Genomic DNA, 16,949 nt, shown 5'->3' with positions numbered 1-16,949 from the left:
CGGAGGAAGGAGGGCAAGCAGTCCCCGACACGCTCCCCTTCACTGGCTGACCCCCCCGCTGCACGCGGCGCCCAGCTCGGGGCTCTGCGGACCCTGCAGGTAGCGGGTCAGAAAGGGCTCCACGCGAGGATCCGCACTCGAGGGCAGCTGGAGCTGTACTCCCCATGCGGAGAGCACCACCGGCGCCGCCAGGTCTGGGATCGGTGAGAGCAGTGCGTAGGGGTGCGCGTCGGCGACGTCCGCCAGGTCCTCGACCTGTCCTTCCGGTAGCGAGGGGTTGTAGGCGATCCATACCGCGCCGTGCTCCAAGGAGTGCACGGCGTTCTCCGTGCGGACCGGTGTGTCGTAGATCCCGCAGGACTGCCAGGCCGGGTCGTGGTCGCCCCCAGTGGGGGGGAGGGTGCCGGCTGGGGGTGTCGCGGCGCTCTCGAGGTCGTAGTCCACCGACGCAGAGGTGTGCGCGGTGTCCGCGATCTTCATCACCTGCTCGCCTGCGATCGGCGATCCGGCGGCCGCCTCCACAGCGGCCTTCTGGCGGAACGCGATCACCAGGACGACGGCGGTGGGCACGAGCAGCCCGACGATGCCCAACGCCAGGATCTGCACCAGGACCCGGCCGCGGCGCTGCTGTTCGCGGCGCTGCTGCGCCTGCGCCTCGGCCAGGCGGGCAGCCCGCAGCGCCGCTCGTTGGAGTCTCTTGCTCTGTGACGCGCTCACGCCGCCCCTTCCGCTCCCACCCGTGCGCCTGAGGGGGCGCGGGGCACACCAGCCTTCCGGTGCTGAGCAGGACCACCTGCCCCTGACGGTCCTCCTGGGCGCGTCTTCATGGAAATTTCATGGCGAGCGGGACTTCTGAGCCACGTTCCTTCCCAGCTGCCGTGTTGGTATGGACGGGCGCCACACTGGCGCTCACCGCGAGCGGAGTGTCCTGTCGGGCGCGGCACGACAGGCGTGGGGTGCGCTGGGCGCGGTGTCGACGGCTCGGTGCGTGCCCACGGGCGCGCATGGCCCGGACACGAGGACCACCGCCCACCGCACCGCCCGGCACGGCAAGCGGCGCCACAGGACCCGCCGCGCAACTGATCGCACGAAGGAGACGACATGCAGACCCGAATGCGCCGGGCGATGGCCGGCACCACCGCTGCCGCCCTGGCCCTGACGCTGGCAGCCTGTTCCAGCTCAGAGCAGGGCAGCGGGAGCACGACGGCCGCCTCAGCTCCCGCCAGCAGCCAGTCGGCGGTGGCCGACGTGCACAACGAGGCCGACACCGGCTTCGCGCAGATGATGATCGAGCACCACAACGGCGCGCTGGACATGGCGAACCTGGCCGTGGAGAAGGGCAGCACCAGCGAGATCCAGGAGCTGGGGCAGCGGATCGCCGACGCCCAGGGCCCCGAGATCGACCTCATGACCGGCTGGCTGGAGGCCTGGGGCGAGGAGACCTCCGCCGACATGTCGATGGAGGGCATGGACCACAGCGGCATGGAGATGGACGGCATGAGCATGGACGAGGCGATGACGGAGCTGGAGTCGCTGTCCGGCGCTGAGTTCGACCGTCGCTTCCTGGAGCTCATGATCGCGCACCACACGGGCGCGATCGACATGGCGCAGCAGGAGATCGAGGACGGTAGCGACCCCGAGGCCATCCAGCTCGCTCAGGACATCGTCGAGGCGCAGACCGCCGAGATCGACGAGATGCAGCAGATGCTGGATGCCATGGCCTGAGCCTCTCAGGCTGTCGCCCTCGGGCGGTGTTCTCGAGCCCTGGCCGGCTCGGGAACACCGCCCTTCTCTCATCGTGCTCGCGGGCCTCACCGGCTCGGGCTGTCACATTCCCAGCAGCGGTCGGGGGTTGACGGTCGTGCCGTCGCGGTAGACCTCGAAGTGCAGGTGGCAGGCGCCCGATAGCCCCGTGTTGCCGGAGTAGCCGACGAGCTGACCCTTGCGCACCTGCTGCCCACCACCTACGACCCAGCTGGTCAGATGGTTGTAGCTGGTGGCTAGCAGCCTTCCCTCCACCAAGCCGTGGTCGAGCATCACCTGGTTCCCAAAGCCGTTGCGCCATTGCGCCCAGCGCACCAGACCGTCCCGAGCCGCGTAGATCGGGGTGCCGCAGTACGCGCGCAGATCGATACCAGCATGCAGCCGCATGATCTTCAGGATCGGGTGCAGCCGGTTGCCGTACTCACTGGTGACGTACATGGGCGTCGTGGCCGTCGGATTGCCGAACATCGCGCCAGCACCGGCCCCCGCGAGCGGAGCTGCGGGCGGAGCGGCCGGCGGAGCTGCTGGCGCGGGTGCCGGCATGGGTGCCGGCGCTGCCTGTGGGGGTCCGGCCGCCGCCGCGGCGGCCTCTGCTGCTGCAGCTGCTGCTGCTGCGGCAGCAGCGGCGTTGCGCTGCTGCTCCGCGATCGCTTCGAGCTCGCGTGCGATCGCATCCCGCTCGGCCTGGATCCGCGCTTCCTCCGACTCTGCCTGCGTCACCTTCGAGGCCATCACAGCCTCCTGCTCACTCTGCGAGGCAAGCAGCTCGTCCAGCCGGTCGCGTTGCAGCACTGCCTCCTGACGGGCTGCAGCTGCCTCTTGGGCGCGTTGGTCAGCCTCTGCCTTGAGCTGGGCGACCCGCTCCTGCACGCTCTCGAGCCGGAACTGGGCGGATCGCCCCGCGCTCGCCTGCTCCTGCAGGCGGGCGAAGACCCGGGACTGGGCGCGTTGCGCCGCGGACAGCAGGGCCGTGTCACGCGCCTGGCCGCTCAGCCGCGCGGGTTGCATCACGGCCGCGAGCTCGCTGGCCGTGGCCTCCCCGCGGTAGGCCCGTCGAGCCAGCTCGGCCAAGGAGGTGCGCGCCTGTTCGGCCGCTTCCTGTCCGACGCGCACCTTCTCGCTGATGACGGCCTGCTCGTCGCGGGCATCCTGCAGCTGTCGCCCGACCATGTCGGCTTCCCGCACCGCCAGGTCCTCGGCCTGGCGAGACCGCTGCAGGGCAGCTTCAGCGGCAGGTACCTGCGCGCGCGTGTTCTCCAGCTCGAGCACGACCTGAGCCAGGTCGGCACTCAGGTCCTCGATCGATTCGCGCACCTGGGCCTGCCGCTGCTCGGCCGCCTGGTCCTGCTCGCGCAGACCGTCGGGGTCCTCGCCCACGGCCTGCACAGGCAGGACGGGAACGAGCACACCTGCGGCAAGCACGACCGCTATCAGCGCTGGCCGCAGACGTCGAGACCGAACGGCGAGGATGAGAGGAGCAGCAGGATCGCGCATGATCAGCGGGCAAGCCCTTCCGTTGGGGCACTGTGCACGGCGCCGGCACCTTCGGCGCGCGCACGGGTGGACCAGGTGCACCCTCGCAGCGTGCGGCGCTGTCGGCGCGGGGGACCGCCTGTCAGCACACCGACCGCCAGCAGAGCGACAGCTGCACCGACGGCGGTGCGACCGGGTAGCGCCCCAAGGCGGTCCGCCAGGGTGAGCCCCGTGCGCAGGGGGACCTGCATGACGGTGCGATCGCTGGTGAACAGCCCGCTGCTCCACAGCAGGTCGCCCTCAGGGGAGATCACCGCGCTGTGCCCCACGGTGGAGACCTGCACGAGGGCACGTCCGTGCTGAGCAGCTTGGAAGCGTCCCATGGCCAGCTGCTGCGAGGCTTCCTGGGTGTACCCGAATGAGGCGTTGTTGGTCGGGATGACGATCAACTCTCCGCCGTCGCGCACCGCATCTCGCAGCGGCTCGTCGAAGGCGACCTCGAAGCAGATGCCCACGGCCAGCGGCACCGCTCGTGCGAGGCGGGGCACGGGCACCTCGAGCGTGGCGGTGCCTTCGCCGGGCAGCATGTCCACGGTGACCTGGTCCACTGCGGCTGTCAGCCGCCGGATCCACGCGCGGGCCGGGATGTACTCCCCGAACGGCACGGGGCGCTGCTTGGCATAGACCTGTGGCGAAGCCCCTTCCTGGGCGGACCACAGCACGTACTCGTTGTAACGGCCGTCTGCGACGTAACGCTGGGTGCCCACTGCGATCGGCGCCTGGACGGCCAGAGCCGCTGCTTGCACGCGCCGTGCCGCCGCAGCATCGCGGCGAGGGTCGATGTCGGTGGAGCTCTCGGGCCAGAGGACGAGGTCCAGCTCGGCCGCCGAGCTCTCCTCGGCGAGGGCTCGTGTTCCTTGCACGTGGTTCTCGAGCACCTGCCGGGCACGTCGCTCCCCGCTCAGCTCAGGGCCCGGGACGTTGCCCTGCACGACGCCGACCAGCATGGTGCCGGCGTCGACGAGCGTGGGGTGCGGCGTCAGCGCGGCAGCAGCGGACAGGGCGAGGACCGCGACCAGGCTGCGGGTGGCGGCAGGTAAAGCACGGCGGCGCAACGACCAGCCGCACAGGTAGAGGTAGCCCCCCAGCACGACGACCATTGCGCTCACCAGTGCCGAGCCGCCCCACGGGGCGAGCCGTAGCAGAGGGCTCTCGCTCTGCGAGTAGGCCAGGAGAGCCCAGGGAAAGCCGCCCAGCGGCCACTGTGCGCGCAGCTGTTCGAAAGCCACCCACAGCACCGCTGCAACCCAGGGCTGTGCGCCCGGGTGCGTCCGCACGGGGCGAAGGCGCGCCACCACGACCCAGGACACGGCGAACACCGCCCACGAGGACGCCTGCGCGAGGGCGAGCACGATCCAGCCCAGGACCGAGCCCGAGGCCACGACCGCCCACCACAGATGCGGCAGGAAGAACACCGACCCCGCCAGGAGTGCGGTCGATGCTGCCCACGTCGGTCGGCAGCCGTGCACCGCAGCCAGCAGCAGAGCCACGCCGATGCTGGCCAGCGGCCACCACGACCGTCCTGGGAAGGCGGCGCCGATCGCCAGGCCTGCCGCGCCCGCCAGCGTTGCCCGGAACAGCACGGCGCGTGCACCAGCTCGCAGCGCATGGTGCCGTGGTCCTCGTCGCGTGCCCCCGCGGCGCTGCAGCAGGGCGACGAGGGTCAGCCGTGGGGCCGCTGCCCGCGGGGCGTCTTCGAGGTCGGTCGCCGTGGTCATCCTGGCCGGCGCTCGAAGACGTAGACGGCCGGGTCGAGCTCGGGCGGGAGCACCAGACGGCTCAGCGTCGGTTCCTCACGCATCTCGAACGCATGCTGCGCCAGGTAGCCCGCGAAGTCTCCGGACCCGAACCGATGGCGGGTCCCGATGACGATGTACGTCTGCACGCTCTCGGTCCCGAAGACATAGCGTTCGAAGCCGTTGTCCGCCGGCGGCCAGGAGCACAGGACCACGGCGGGGCGGTAGCGGGCGAGGGCCGCCTGCGCATCGAGGCGTTCGACGTCCTCGGGGAAGTCGATGGTGCGTGACCAGCTGTGATCGTCCGTGGCATGCACCGGCACTCCAGCAGCCCGCAAGAACCGGGACAAGGTCCCGTCGCCCGCGGCGATCTCGACACATGTGCGCCCATCGATCAACCGGACCAGGCGACGGATCAGTGCGCTGCTGTAGAAGCAGTAGATCCCCTGAGGGGTCACCAGCGGCATCAGGTACCGCCGCTGAGGCAGCAGCGGCCACACGAGCCGGAACCACGGCACCGACACCGGCTTGCGTTCCAGTCCACGCCGGAACAGCAACCGCTGGGCCACCCACCCGTTCACGAGGTTGAACCGGACCGTGCCCTGGCTCACCCCCGTGGCCCTCGACAGGGACATCTGCCGCAGGGCGGCTGCCAGCATCCGTCGCCGCACCTCCGACGAGACCTGCGCAGAAGCGTCGCTTCGTCCCGGGCCACGGGTGCCTGCAGCGGCCCGGGCGACGCTCTGGACGTAGGCGGCGATGGCCTCGTCGTCCTCCCGGGACGCCAACTCCCGAAGCTTGGCGCGGACGGTCGCCCACTCCGCGGGGAAGCGTTCCTGCATCTCCTCCAGGTCGGGATCGGACTCCAACCACGCCTTCACCTGCTGAGGGCCGCGGGGCACCTCAAGGCGGCGTGCGCGCTGCCGAGCAGGGCCGTCATGCCCGGGCCGGGGCTTGGCGCTCACGAGTCCACCTGCTCTCAACGGGCACGGCGGAAGCCGTCGTGCCGGTGCGGTACCTCAGCATCGGCGGCCGCGAGCGGATCGAGGAGTTGACGCACCCTTCTTGATCCAACCTTCATCGTCCTGGCGTGGTGGGCGCGTCGAAGCGCTCAGCGGAGGACGGGAGCCGCATCCGCCTCGCGCGCGTCGCCAGGAGCGGCTCCCAGGACACATCCGCGCTGCCAGCAGCTCGACCGGGACCGGGGGCGGCGCGTAAGTCGATGTCCGACGCCACTGTGCGCGGTCGCCGGCCGGGCGCCGGTCGCGAAAGGAGCGAGGGCCTGCGGTCAGGCCTTGAAGACCCAGTGCCACGGCTCGCGGGGGGTGTCCGCCACGAAGCCGAAACGGTCGGCGTTCGCACGCATCCAGGTGTGCGCACGTGCGTCGAGGTCCAGGTCGACCGCCACCGCCCAACCGTGCGGGCTCGTTCCCGGTGCGGCCGCCAAGCCGCCCTGGGAGTACAAGCCCTTGCGCTTGACCAGGTCGACCTGCGCTGCGTAGGAGCGGTAGGAATCGGTGATGCCGATGCTGACACCATCTCGAGCGGCAGTCGCCAGGAGCTCCTCGAGGGCCTCCCCTGCCGGCGCCCACAACCGGTGCCCGGTGTCCCCGACCTCCTGCAGCGCGCTGGTCGGGACGTTGCCGTTCCCGAACTTCGCCAGATCCGCCGGGACCCCTTGGGCGTTGCGCAAGGCCGAGGTGGACGACGACGACCGGACGGCCTGGTCCAGGGCGTCAGCGAAACCTGTCCCCGTGGAGGCCGCACCCGCGCTGCCGGCGGCGCCGGACGGCGACGATGAGGCCGCCCCACCGACGGAGGCCGAGGCATAGCCGAGCGGACCGCCGATCAGGGTCTGGATCTCCGCCATCCGCTGCCCGATGCGCGAGATGCTGTCCATTTCTCTTCGTCCTCCCCAGATCCGCGCGGCGAACCAGCCGCCACGACCGCGAGACGCGGGACGCGGGACGCGCGGTCCGAGGACAACTTGCTCCTGGTACCACCCTCGAGCGGGCTCGACGCCCTATGCCTATCGACAGCAGTCCTGTACCGCTTGAGGTTCCCTACCGCCGAGGCGTTCGGCGCCCGCATCAGGGCGTCCTCATCGCCCCTTCGGCAGGGACATCCGTGCCAGCGGTACCAGACCGAACACCACCGGCACGGCGAAGCCCTGCCACGCGCCGACCCGCTCGCACTGATCACGCCGTGGCGTCCACCACCTCGTAGCCGGCCTCACCCACAGCGGTCCTCACCACTGACTCCGGTACGGGTGCCTCGCTGACGACGGTGACCTGAGAGATCCCGCCCTTGATCAGATCCACGTCCACCGCGCTGACACCACCGATCTTGCCCACCTCCTCGGTCACGGAAGCTACGCAGTGGCCGCAGGTCATCCCGGTGACGGCATACGTCGCGGTGCTCATCGCTGCTCCTCTGGCATCAAGGGACGCCGATGCGTCCTTCTTCGCCGTCATCCCTATACCCCCAAGGGGTACCGGCGCGACCCGCCGCCGCGCGGCTTGTTGCCGCGTCCGTCCTGCGCAGCCCTATGACCAGCGCGAGCACCGAGTCCCCGGCCGACGCCTTCATCGAACCTTCATGGCGCCTGGGAAGCCTCGCGACCACGCTGGAGTTGTGCGGCTTGATACCCCCCGGGGGTATCGAGGGACGGCGACGTGGCGGCGTCTTCTACGAGGGAGCGGATCGTGAAGCAACTCAGTTCAGCAGTGCTCAATGTGGCAGGACTGCACTGGGCCACCTCGGAGCGCATCGTGGAGCGGGCGCTGCTTCGACGTCCCGGGGTCGTCTCCGTCGAGCCCAGCGCCGCGTCGCAGACCGCGACCGTCATGTACGACCCAGACCAGACGACCCTGGCCCAGCTACGCGACTGGGTGAGAGAGTGCGGCTTCCACTGCTCCGGGCAGTCCGTGCCTGAGCACCTGTGCCACCCCCTCGCCGAACCGAGGACCGCGGTCGCACAGGTCGCGCCCGCCGGCGTGGACCGGCACGGCGATCCTGCACACGCGGCGGTGAGCAACGCACTTCACGCAGCACCCTCTCAACGTCACGGCCCGTCGGAGGAGACCGTCATGGCAGGCGCCGTTCCCACAGCGATGCCGCCCCGGACGTCCCACCACGTCGCCGAGCATGACGCGGCGCCCGCTGCTCACGACGCGATGGGACACGGCGGTCACCACGGGGGCGGGTCCATGGCGGACATGGCCCGCGACATGCGCAACCGCCTCGTCGTGGCGGCGCTGCTGTCCGTCGCGATCCTGCTGTGGTCACCCATCGGCCGCGAGGTGCTCGGCTTCGACGCTCCGGCCCCGTTCGGGCTGCGCGACGATGTGTTCTCGCTGCTGCTGTCGATCCCGGTCGTCTTCTACTCGGCGTGGATCTTCTTCGACGGTGCCGCTCGAGCTCTCCGCGCACGCACGCTGGACATGATGGTGCTCGTCGCGGTGGCCGTCGGCGCCGGCTGGCTCTACAGCGTGGTGGTGACCCTGACCGGCGGCGGCGAGGTCTTCTATGAGGCCGCCAGCGTGCTGACCACCTTCGTGCTCCTGGGCCACTGGCTGGAGATGCGGGCGCGCGGTGGCGCCAACGACGCGGTGCGCACATTGCTCGAACTGGCGCCATCCCAGGCGCTGGTGATCCGTGACGGGCACCCGGTCGAGGTCCCGACCTCCCAGGTCCAGGTGGGCGACCTGCTCCTCATCCGTCCCGGTGCGAAGGTGCCCACCGACGCGGTGGTCGAGCAAGGTGAGTCAGAGGTCGACGAGTCGATGGTCACGGGCGAGTCGCTACCCGTGGCCAAGGGGCCCGGCGCGAACCTCATCGGCGCGTCCATCAACACCACCGGCGCCTTGCGCGCCCGGGCCACTCGGGTCGGCGCCGACACAGCGCTGGCCCAGATCGTGCAGCTGGTGCAGCAGGCCCAGAACTCCAAGGCGCCCGGCCAGCGCCTGGCGGACCGCGCTGCGTCCTGGCTCGTCTTCGTCGCCCTCGCCGGCGGCGCCGTGACATTCGCGGCCTGGACGCTGGCCGGGGCAGGGCTGGCACAAGCCATGCTGTTCGCCATCACTGTGGTCGTGGTGACCTGCCCCGACGCCCTCGGCCTGGCGACGCCGACGGCCATCATGGTGGGCACGGGCCTGGGTGCTCGTCGAGGTGTCCTGTTCAAGAACGCGACGGCGCTCGAGGCCACCGCGCGCATCGACACGGTGGTCCTGGACAAGACGGGAACCTTGACCAAGGGGGAGCCGGAGGTCACCGACGTGGTCGCCGCCGGCATGGAGGAACAGGAGATGTTGGCTCTGGCTGCGGCTGTCGAGCGCGAGTCCGAGCACCCGCTGGCACGGGCCGTCGACCGCTACGCCCGGCAGAAGGGGCTGCCCACGCTCGCTGCGACCGACTTCGTGAACAAGCCCGGGCACGGTGCATCGGCCTCGGTGGGGCACCATCGCGTGCTGGTCGGCAACCGCCGCTTGATGGACAGCGAGCAGATCCGCCTGGGGGAGCTGGACGAGCGACGGGAGGCGCTGTCGGCCTCTGGCCGCACCGTGGTCCTGGTCGCCGTCGACCGCCGCGCCGTCGGCGTCATCGCCCTGGCGGATGCCGTCCGGGAGAGCGCCGGCGCCGCCGTGACATCACTGCACGAGGCCGGCGTCCGGGTCGTCATGCTGACGGGCGACAATGAGGCCACAGCCCGCCGCATCGCGGGCCAGCTCGGGATCGATGGGGTCATCGCGGAGGTCCTGCCGCAGGACAAGGCGACGCACGTGGCCCGGCTGCAGCAGATGGGCAGGAAGGTCGCGATGGTCGGTGACGGCGTCAATGACGCCCCGGCTCTCGCGCAGGCGGATGTCGGCATCGCGATCGGCGCCGGAACCGACGTCGCCATCGAGACCGCAGACGTCGTGCTGATGCGGTCGGACCCGCTCGACGTCCCGATCGCCATGCGCATCGGTCGAGGGACCATGCGCAAGGAGCACCAGAACCTGGCCTGGGCCATCGGGTACAACGCCATCGCCCTGCCGATCGCTGCTGGCGTGTTCTTCTCTGCCTGGGGCCTCATGCTGCGGCCGGAGATCGCCGCCTTGTCGATGTCCGGCTCGACCGTCATCGTCACCGTCAACGCGCTGCTGCTCAAGCGGCTGCGACTGCCACGGCAGCAGGACCACCACGCAGGGCCGCCGGCCTGAGAGGGCGCGGCCAGCGCCGACGTCGCGCCGCCCCTGCCGCCCGTCGGTGTGGGACGTGGCGCGGCCCTGGCGAGCGGCGAGGGCGATGAGGCTCGCGACGGTGTCGCTGACGCCCGGCGTCCACCGGCACACCGGCCCGCCGAGTCGCGTCAGCGGTGACCTGGCCTCGCGGGTGCGCCGAGCGGTCGTGCGGATCAGGCGCCCGGCAGGGTCAGGGTGAAAGTCGCGCCCTTGCCGGGGCCGGCGCTGGCCGCGGTGATGGTGCCGCCGTGCGCTTCTGTCAGAGCCTTGCTGATCGCCAGGCCGATCCCCGACCCACCTCGGCCGCGATCGCGTGCGGTGTCGGCACGGTAGAACCGTTCGAAGATGTGCGGCAGGTGCTCGGACGCGATGCCCTCGCCGGTGTCCGCTACTGCCAGCACGACCTGCTCACCCGGACCGCGGTCGGCAGACAGCACGATCGTGCCGCCGGCGCCGGTGTGTCGGATCGCGTTCGCTACCAGGTTGTCCAGCACCTGGGCGATCCGCGTGCGGTCCACCACAAGCGGCCGTAGCCCGTCCGCGATCTTGAGCTCGAGGTCGACGCCCGCGGCTGCAGCGCGTTCACCGGCCGCAGCAGCGACGGCGCCGAGCAGGGCGTCGGCAGGTACAGGCTCCAAATCCAGAGTCAGGTCCCCGGCTTCTGCACGCGTGACGGCGGACAGGTCCTGCGCTAGTCGGGTTAGTCGCGCCGCTTGCTCGCGAAGGACGGCGATGGTGGTCGCGTCCAGCGGCTGGAGGCCATCCTCGACGGCCTCCAAGTAGCCCGCGATCGTTGCCACCGGGGTCCGCACCTCGTGCGCAACGTCGGCCAGCAACCGTGCCCGAAGACGGTCGGCCTCGTGCAGCCGGTCGGCCATGGCGTTGAAGGAGCGGGCGAGGTTGTCGAACTCTGCTCCCAGACCCGGGTCCGGGACGCGGGACTCGTACGCACCGGCTCCCACGCGTGCTGCGGCCGTGGACACCGCCGCCAGAGACCGGCCGATGCGGCGGGTCAGCACCACGCTGACCGCGGCGGCGGCGAGGGCTGCGGCGCCGAGAGCCAGGGCGAAGGAAACGGTGCTGGCGTCACGGAACGCCTGCTCGGCGTGGAGAACAGCAGCGTCATGGTCCTGCAAACCCGCGCGGAGCATGTGGTCGTGAAACAGCCCTGGCCCCAGGGCGGACGCCACCAACCCCGCGGTGATCGCGGCGGTTGCCAGCACGATCACCAGGGCTGCGAGAAGGCGAGCGGCGAGTCCGTGCCTCGCCAGCGCCGGGCGGCGCGTTGCGGCGGTCATGTGCCGGTTCCGATGCGGTACCCGACTCCGCGCACCGTACGGACGTAACGCTGGGCATCAGCTGTGTCGCCCAGCTTCTGGCGCACGTGCAGCACGTGGACGTCGACGAGGTGCTCATCTCCGACCCACCCGGCGCCCCACACGGTGTCGATGAGGGCGCGGCGGTCGAACACCCGCCCCGGCTTGGCCGCCATGGCCGCCAACACGTCGAACTCGGTGCGAGTCAGCGGCACCACCTGCCCGGCGCGGTGCACCTCCCGGGCCTCGACGTCGATGCGCAGGTCCCCAATCTCCAGGACGTCGCTGGCCGCTAGGACGGCGCTCGCCGCGCGGCGCGGACGTCGCATCAGGGCAGCAACTCGAGCCATGAGCTCACGCGGACTAAACGGCTTGGTCATGTAGTCGTCCGCGCCGACGGACAAGCCGACCAAGGTATCGACCTCCTCCGTGCGGGCGGTGAGCATCACGACGTAGCAGTCCGAGAACGCGCGCAGCTGCCGGCACACCTCCACCCCATCCAGTCCTGGCAGACCCAGATCGAGCACGACCAGGTCAGGGTCGACCTCGCGGAGCACATCGACAGCCCGAGCGCCGTCGTGGCACACGGTCGTCAAGTACCCCTCGCGCTCGAGATACCCAGCGACGAGACGCGCCAGCGCCTCCTCATCGTCAACGACGACAGCGCGGCGGGCGGGGGAGGAGGTCGGTGCGGTCACAGGCATCATCTTGTCCGCCCTGACTCCCGAACTACCGCTAGGCAGAGCCCGGCTCCGGCCCTTCATCGAACCTTGACCAGACCTAAACGTAGATGCACGGCCCACCAGAGACGACGACTCCCTCTGTAGGCACTCGTCCAGGAGCAGGTGTGCCTAGGTCGCCCCTCTGAAGCACCGGCCGTTCCCGTCGCCCATGCACCCGCGCACGAGTTGGAGCCAGCGAGCGGGTGACACGTACTGTCGGACCGTGCCCGCCGATCCAACCGCCACGCCTGTGAGCCGTGTCCCCGGGCTGACCGCGTGCTCCTTGTGCGTCGGCGAGACCTTTGGTGACAGCGATCCTCTGCCGGGCGGGCAGATGGTGTCTCGTGTCGGGTCTGATGGAGGCTCTCATTCCCCGAGAGGATGAGAGTCATGGCAGCACCGAGGAAGTACCCGGACGAGCTTCGGGAGCGGGCGATCCGGATGGCGGTCGATCTGCGGCGTGACCCGGCGACCCGCAAGGGCGCGTTGGCCAGGGTCGGTGAGCAGCTCGGGATCAACCCCGAGACGCTGCGGAACTGGGTGACTCAGGCGGAGGTGGACGCCGGTGACCGGCCCGGGACGACGACGTCGGACGCCCAGCGGTTGGCCGAGCTGGAGCGGGAGAACCGTGAGCTGCGCCGGTCCAACGCGATCCTGAGGTCTGCGTCGGCTTTCTTCGCGGCGGAGCTCGACCGCCCACAGCGGTGATCATCGAGTACATCGACGCCCACAAGGACCAGTTCGGGGTCGAGCCGATCTGCACGGACCTGCAGGTCGCCCCGAGCACGTACTACGCCCACCGGTCGCGGCCACCGTCGGTCAGGTCGGTGAGCGACGCCGCGACCACGCGGGTGATCGAGGAGGTCCACGCGGCGAACTACGGGGTCTACGGCATCACCAAGGTCCACGCCGAACTGCGCCGGCAAGGGCACCGCGTCGCGCGCTGCACCGTGCACCGGTTGATGCGCGCGGCCGGGCTGCGCGGGATCAGCCGCGCGAAGGGTCCTCGCACCACGATCCCGGGTGCGGGCCCGGACAGCCGTCCGGACCTGGTCGACCGCAACTTCACCGCGACCGCCCCGAATCAGCTGTGGGTCGCCGACATCACGTACTGCCGCACGTTCACCGGGTGGGTGTACGCCGCCTTCGTGACCGACGTCTACTCCCGGCGGGTGGTCGGGTGGCAGCTGTCGAAGAGCCTGCGCACCGATCTGGCGCTGGACGCCCTGGACATGGGCATCTGGACCCGCCAGCGCGAAGGACGCGACGTCACCGGCCTGACGCACCACAGCGACAAGGGCGTCCAGTACGTCGCGGTGCGCTACACCCAGCGCCTGGCCGAGGCCGGCGCGGTCGCGTCGGTCGGGTCGACCGGCGACTCCTACGACAACGCCCTGGCCGAGGCGTTCAACTCGCTGTTCAAGGCCGAGCTGGTCCGCAACAAGGGACCGTGGAAGAGCATCGACGACCTCGAGATCGCCGTCGCGGAGTACATCGACTGGTTCAACCACCGACGCCTGCACGGCGAGATCGGACTGATCCCACCCGCCGAACTCGAGGACACCTACTACCGTCACAACACCGCTACGACGACCGTCGAAGCGTCAGTTCCGAGCCTCCACTGAACCCGACACGAGACATGGAGCGGCTACGCCGTCTCGCCAGGGAAGACCTTGCCCGGCTGACGTTGGTGGAGTGCCTCGACGAGTGCAACCGCGGCGACGTCGTGGTGGTCAGGCCGGCACCTGGCAGCCGCCGGGCGGGCACCACGCCGGTCTGGTTCGAGCGTCTCGCCGGTGACGGCGCGACGGGTACGCTGGCGACCTGGCTGCGCGACGGCGGACCGAGCGCAGGACCGCCTCCAGCCCAACTTGCCCATCTGGTAATCAACCGGCCCGGGCTGGGAGACGACGATCGATCGTCGGTGCGCTCCGCTTAGGCGACCGTGCCACCCCCGCTTCCCCTAGCCGCGATTGCATCTTCTGCCGCCACGAGTTCACCCGCGCCCTTTCATTGCCTGACACCAACGATGGATATAAGCTCGCCGCCGACAGTTCCAGATAAGGACTTTCGTTCAAGCGGCTCAGGGCCACGATCGGGGCTGTGCCGACGAGGCCATCGCGAGCGCCACAACGACGCGCGCTGCGGGCCACGGTACCTACTCCTTCAAGGCGAGGTCAGCGGCCACTGGGTTCACTGCGGGAAGCTCACCTCCCGGGCCGCTGCTCGACGTCCGGGCCGACGACCGCACCGCGACCCTGGATCGCACGGCCGCCGAAGGCTTCGAGATCATCCAGCGCGTCGGGTAGTTCGGGCGAACTGCCCGCTTCAACTCGCGATTCTGGGGGCAGCGTCGTGTCTGTTCCGAGGGGGCTGGCCTGACCTAAAGAGGAAGCCGTTGGTTGCGTCGATGCTAGACGTTCTGGTGGTCTTACAGCCAGAGGCTGGTGTCGGATGCGCATTAGCCGTTAACATCGGCGCATGGCGATGCTGGCGGGGGCTCAGGCGAGTACGACCGACGTGAGTGGCGAGGTCGAAGCGGCGGCGCTGACGGCTGCGGCCTGCTTGTTCCACGGGTTCTCGGATCCTTCCCGGCTGGTGATCGTCCGGCATCTGGCGCTGGGGGAGCACCGTGTGGTGGACCTGACGGCCCACTTGGGTCTGGCTCAGAGCACGGTCTCTAAGCACTTGGCCTGCCTGCGCGATTGCGGCCTAGTCAGCTCTCGGCCGCAGGGGCGGGCCTCGCTGTTTTCGTTGAACCATCCTGAGCAGGTTCTGGCGCTGCTCGGTGCTGCTGAGCAGCTGTTGTCGGTGACTGGGGACGCGGTCACGCTGTGCCCTACGTACGGCGCGGCATCCGTCGAGGGGCGGCAGCGGTGAGCGGATCTGCGTCGTCGTTGACTGCCGTCCAGACCGAAGCCCTCACCCGGCGAGGACTGCGACTGGCGCAGTTCACCGTCGCCTACAACGTCCTCGAGGGCGCTGTCGCGATCACCGTGGGGGTCTTGGCCGGGCTGGTGTCCGTCATCGGCTTCGGCATCGACTCCGGCATCGAGTCGATCGCCGCAGTCCTGGTCGGGTTGCGCCTCGCCGCTCGGCTGCGTCACGGGCACGCCGACGAAGCGAAAGAGCGGCGCGTGCTGCGGGCCGTCGCCATCACGTTCTTCCTGCTCGCCGCCTACGTCACCGTCGAAGGCATCCGGGCCCTGGTCGGTGGGGAGGAGCCGGACACCTCCGTGGTCGCGCTGGTGTTGCTGGCGGCGTCCATCGTCGTGATGCCGGTGCTGGCTGCCGCCAAGACCCGGGTGGGCCGCGCACTCGGCGACAACCTGATCCTGGCCGACGCCGCCGAGACGCGGATCTGCGTGCTGCTGTCGATCTCGACGCTGGCCGGGGTCGGGCTGTACGCGCTGACAGGCGCGGCATGGCTGGACCCCGTCGCCGGCTTCGTCATCGCCGCCTTCGCCGTGCATGAGGGTAGGGAGGCCTGGGAGGGCGAGCTCGTGGAGGACGACGATGACGACTGAGGACGCAGGCCTGGTCGCCCTGGTGCTCTACGCCATCGGGTGCGCCGCGACCTTTGGCTGGCGCAGCTACGTGCACCGTCGACGAACCGGCAGCGCCGGCTTCCGGGGCATCAGCGGGCCGGTCGGTTCGGCGGGCTGGTGGGGTGGCGTGCTTTTCGTGGTGGCGCTCGTTGCCGGAGCACTCGGTCCTGCTCTGGCTGCGGCAGGAGTACTGCCCGCTCGCGAGTCGACCGCTGTGGCGCGCGTCGTCGTGGGCGCCTTGCTGGCACTGGTGGGCTTCGTCCTGGTGCTGGCAGCGCAGGGCGCGCTGGGGTCGTCCTGGCGGATAGGTGTCGACCCTGCCGAGCGGACCGCGTTGGTCACCGACGGGTGGTTCTCGCGGGTGCGCAACCCGGTGTTCAGCGCAATGGTCGTCGCCCTGGCCGGGATCGCGCTGGTGATTCCGACGGTCCTGACCGTCGCGGCGCTGGTGGCCCTCGTGCTGGCGGTCCAGCTGCAGGTGCGGTGCGTCGAGGAGCCTTACCTGCGTGCGGTGCACGGCGCGAGCTACCTCGGGTACGCCGGCACCGTGGGCCGCTTCGTCCCCGGCATGGGTCGGTATCCCCGAGCGGGAACTGATCCGGCGACCACGTCGTCCACGAGAGGAGACGTGCCATGAGCGCCGGACACAACCATGGCGCGGCCGCCACGGCCACCGGTCAGCATCGACGTCGGATGCTCGCCGTGCTCGTCATCACCTTGTCGGTCGTCGGGATCCAGGTCGTCGGCGGGCTCGCCTCGGGGTCCCTGGCGCTGCTGGCCGATGCCGGGCACATGTTCACCGACGCCAGCGGTGTGGCGATCGCTCTCGTCGCGGCGTCGCTGGCCGCCCGCCCGGCCACCGCGGCCCGCACCTTCGGATTGATGCGCGCCGAGATCCTGGCGGCTTTGGCCAACGCGGTCCTGCTGGCCGTGCTGGCGATCTGGGTCATCGTGGAGGCGCTGCAGCGGTGGAACGACCCGCCCGAGGTCTCCACCGGGGTGATGCTGCTCGTCGCGGTCGTCGGCGCCGCCGCCAACCTCGTCTCATTGCTGCTGCTGCGCGGTGGGCAGGGGCAGAGCCTGAACGTGCGCGGCGCCTACCTGG

15 protein-coding genes and 1 other annotated feature are annotated in these 16,949 nt (G+C 70.3%); of the genes, 7 read left to right on the top strand and 8 right to left on the bottom strand.

The genetic code is table 11. The annotated features are described in order from the left end of the window. Positions 1-39: 39 nt before the first annotated feature. A complete protein-coding gene (locus EJA20_RS07200) occupies positions 40-717 on the bottom strand; it encodes a DUF3105 domain-containing protein (protein ID WP_129337484.1) in 678 nt (225 codons plus the stop codon). A gap of 384 nt (positions 718-1,101) precedes the next feature. Between EJA20_RS07200 and EJA20_RS07195 the strand changes: the two genes are divergently transcribed. Beyond that, entirely contained in the window at positions 1,102-1,725 is a 624-nt protein-coding gene (locus EJA20_RS07195; RefSeq protein ID WP_129337483.1) for a DUF305 domain-containing protein, read from the top strand. A gap of 102 nt (positions 1,726-1,827) precedes the next feature. Here the strand turns inward: EJA20_RS07195 and EJA20_RS07190 are convergent, their stop codons facing one another. The 5 genes from EJA20_RS07190 to EJA20_RS07170 all read right to left on the bottom strand — a co-directional run bounded on the left by EJA20_RS07190 (position 1,828) and on the right by EJA20_RS07170 (position 7,456). After that, a complete protein-coding gene (locus EJA20_RS07190; protein ID WP_129337482.1) occupies positions 1,828-3,150 on the bottom strand; it encodes a M23 family metallopeptidase in 1,323 nt (440 codons plus the stop codon). A gap of 110 nt (positions 3,151-3,260) precedes the next feature. Continuing rightward, complete coding sequence (lnt, locus tag EJA20_RS07185) at positions 3,261-5,015, bottom strand: apolipoprotein N-acyltransferase (RefSeq protein ID WP_129337481.1); 1,755 nt, start codon at positions 5,013-5,015, stop codon at positions 3,261-3,263. Further along, positions 5,012-5,998 carry a hypothetical protein gene (locus EJA20_RS07180; RefSeq protein ID WP_129337480.1) on the bottom strand — a complete coding sequence of 329 codons (987 nt, stop codon included), beginning with the start codon at positions 5,996-5,998 and terminating at the stop codon, positions 5,012-5,014. Before EJA20_RS07180 ends, lnt begins: the two co-directional genes overlap by 4 nt. A 323-nt stretch (positions 5,999-6,321) precedes the next feature. Further along, the gene (locus tag EJA20_RS07175; RefSeq protein ID WP_129337479.1) at positions 6,322-6,933 is read right to left on the bottom strand and encodes a M15 family metallopeptidase; all 612 of its coding nucleotides are present in this window, start codon (positions 6,931-6,933) and stop codon (positions 6,322-6,324) included. Between the two features lie 298 nt (positions 6,934-7,231). Next, a complete protein-coding gene (locus EJA20_RS07170) occupies positions 7,232-7,456 on the bottom strand; it encodes a heavy-metal-associated domain-containing protein (protein ID WP_090033053.1) in 225 nt (74 codons plus the stop codon). Between the two features lie 282 nt (positions 7,457-7,738). Here EJA20_RS07170 and EJA20_RS07165 point away from each other — a divergent pair, with 282 nt between their 5' ends. Next, positions 7,739-10,237 (top strand): heavy metal translocating P-type ATPase, encoded by a 2,499-nt coding sequence (locus EJA20_RS07165; protein WP_205687405.1) that lies wholly within the window; start codon positions 7,739-7,741, stop codon positions 10,235-10,237. 194 nt (positions 10,238-10,431) lie between these two features. Here the strand turns inward: EJA20_RS07165 and EJA20_RS07160 are convergent, their stop codons facing one another. Together EJA20_RS07160 and EJA20_RS07155 are read right to left on the bottom strand one after the other, a co-directional pair. Next, positions 10,432-11,487, bottom strand: coding sequence for a sensor histidine kinase (locus tag EJA20_RS07160; protein WP_338068806.1), 1,056 nt, complete (start codon positions 11,485-11,487; stop codon positions 10,432-10,434). A 65-nt stretch (positions 11,488-11,552) separates the two neighbouring features. After that, the gene (locus EJA20_RS07155; RefSeq protein WP_420836413.1) at positions 11,553-12,278 is read right to left on the bottom strand and encodes a response regulator; all 726 of its coding nucleotides are present in this window, start codon (positions 12,276-12,278) and stop codon (positions 11,553-11,555) included. 408 nt (positions 12,279-12,686) lie between these two features. On the opposite strand from EJA20_RS07155, the gene EJA20_RS07150 reads away from it, so the two are divergent. The 5 genes from EJA20_RS07150 to EJA20_RS07130 form a co-directional block, all read left to right on the top strand. Continuing rightward, a protein-coding gene (locus EJA20_RS07150; RefSeq protein ID WP_240675158.1) for an IS3 family transposase occupies positions 12,687-13,921 on the top strand; the annotation gives its coding sequence in 2 pieces (ribosomal slippage) (positions 12,687-12,966 and positions 12,966-13,921; 1,236 coding nt in all). Continuing rightward, positions 12,965-13,078, top strand: a sequence feature (AL1L pseudoknot). It overlaps the preceding gene by 114 nt. A gap of 862 nt (positions 13,922-14,783) precedes the next feature. After that, the gene (locus tag EJA20_RS07145) at positions 14,784-15,176 is read left to right on the top strand and encodes an ArsR/SmtB family transcription factor (RefSeq protein ID WP_129337525.1); all 393 of its coding nucleotides are present in this window, start codon (positions 14,784-14,786) and stop codon (positions 15,174-15,176) included. Next, positions 15,173-15,823: a cation diffusion facilitator family transporter gene (locus tag EJA20_RS07140; RefSeq protein WP_129337476.1), complete on the top strand. Its 651-nt coding sequence runs from the start codon at positions 15,173-15,175 to the stop codon at positions 15,821-15,823. Before EJA20_RS07145 ends, EJA20_RS07140 begins: the two co-directional genes overlap by 4 nt. Beyond that, complete coding sequence (locus EJA20_RS07135; RefSeq protein WP_129337475.1) at positions 15,813-16,481, top strand: methyltransferase family protein; 669 nt, start codon at positions 15,813-15,815, stop codon at positions 16,479-16,481. The genes EJA20_RS07140 and EJA20_RS07135 overlap by 11 nt, the downstream gene beginning before the upstream one ends. Then, a partial coding sequence (locus EJA20_RS07130) for a cation diffusion facilitator family transporter (protein WP_164983871.1) occupies positions 16,478-16,949 on the top strand: 472 nt, incomplete at its 3' end. The genes EJA20_RS07135 and EJA20_RS07130, both read left to right, overlap by 4 nt.

The sequence above is a fragment of the Cellulomonas endophytica genome (assembly GCF_004123805.1).
Taxonomy (GTDB): domain Bacteria; phylum Actinomycetota; class Actinomycetes; order Actinomycetales; family Cellulomonadaceae; genus Cellulomonas; species Cellulomonas endophytica.
The sequence above is the reverse complement of the archived record's forward strand: the minus strand, read 5'-3'. Positions and strand labels throughout refer to the sequence as shown.

Excerpts from the sequence above, each read along its gene's own strand:
- EJA20_RS07195 (WP_129337483.1), top strand. The coding sequence starts at position 1,102 with ATGCAGACCCGAATGCGCCGGGCGATGGCCGGCACCACCGCTGCCGCC.
- lnt (WP_129337481.1), bottom strand. The coding sequence starts at position 5,015 with ATGACCACGGCGACCGACCTCGAAGACGCCCCGCGGGCAGCGGCCCCA.
- EJA20_RS07175 (WP_129337479.1), bottom strand. The coding sequence starts at position 6,933 with ATGGACAGCATCTCGCGCATCGGGCAGCGGATGGCGGAGATCCAGACC.
- EJA20_RS07170 (WP_090033053.1), bottom strand. The coding sequence starts at position 7,456 with ATGAGCACCGCGACGTATGCCGTCACCGGGATGACCTGCGGCCACTGC.
- EJA20_RS07155 (WP_420836413.1), bottom strand. The coding sequence starts at position 12,278 with ATGCCTGTGACCGCACCGACCTCCTCCCCCGCCCGCCGCGCTGTCGTC.
- EJA20_RS07145 (WP_129337525.1), top strand. The coding sequence starts at position 14,784 with ATGCTGGCGGGGGCTCAGGCGAGTACGACCGACGTGAGTGGCGAGGTC.
- EJA20_RS07135 (WP_129337475.1), top strand. The coding sequence starts at position 15,813 with ATGACGACTGAGGACGCAGGCCTGGTCGCCCTGGTGCTCTACGCCATC.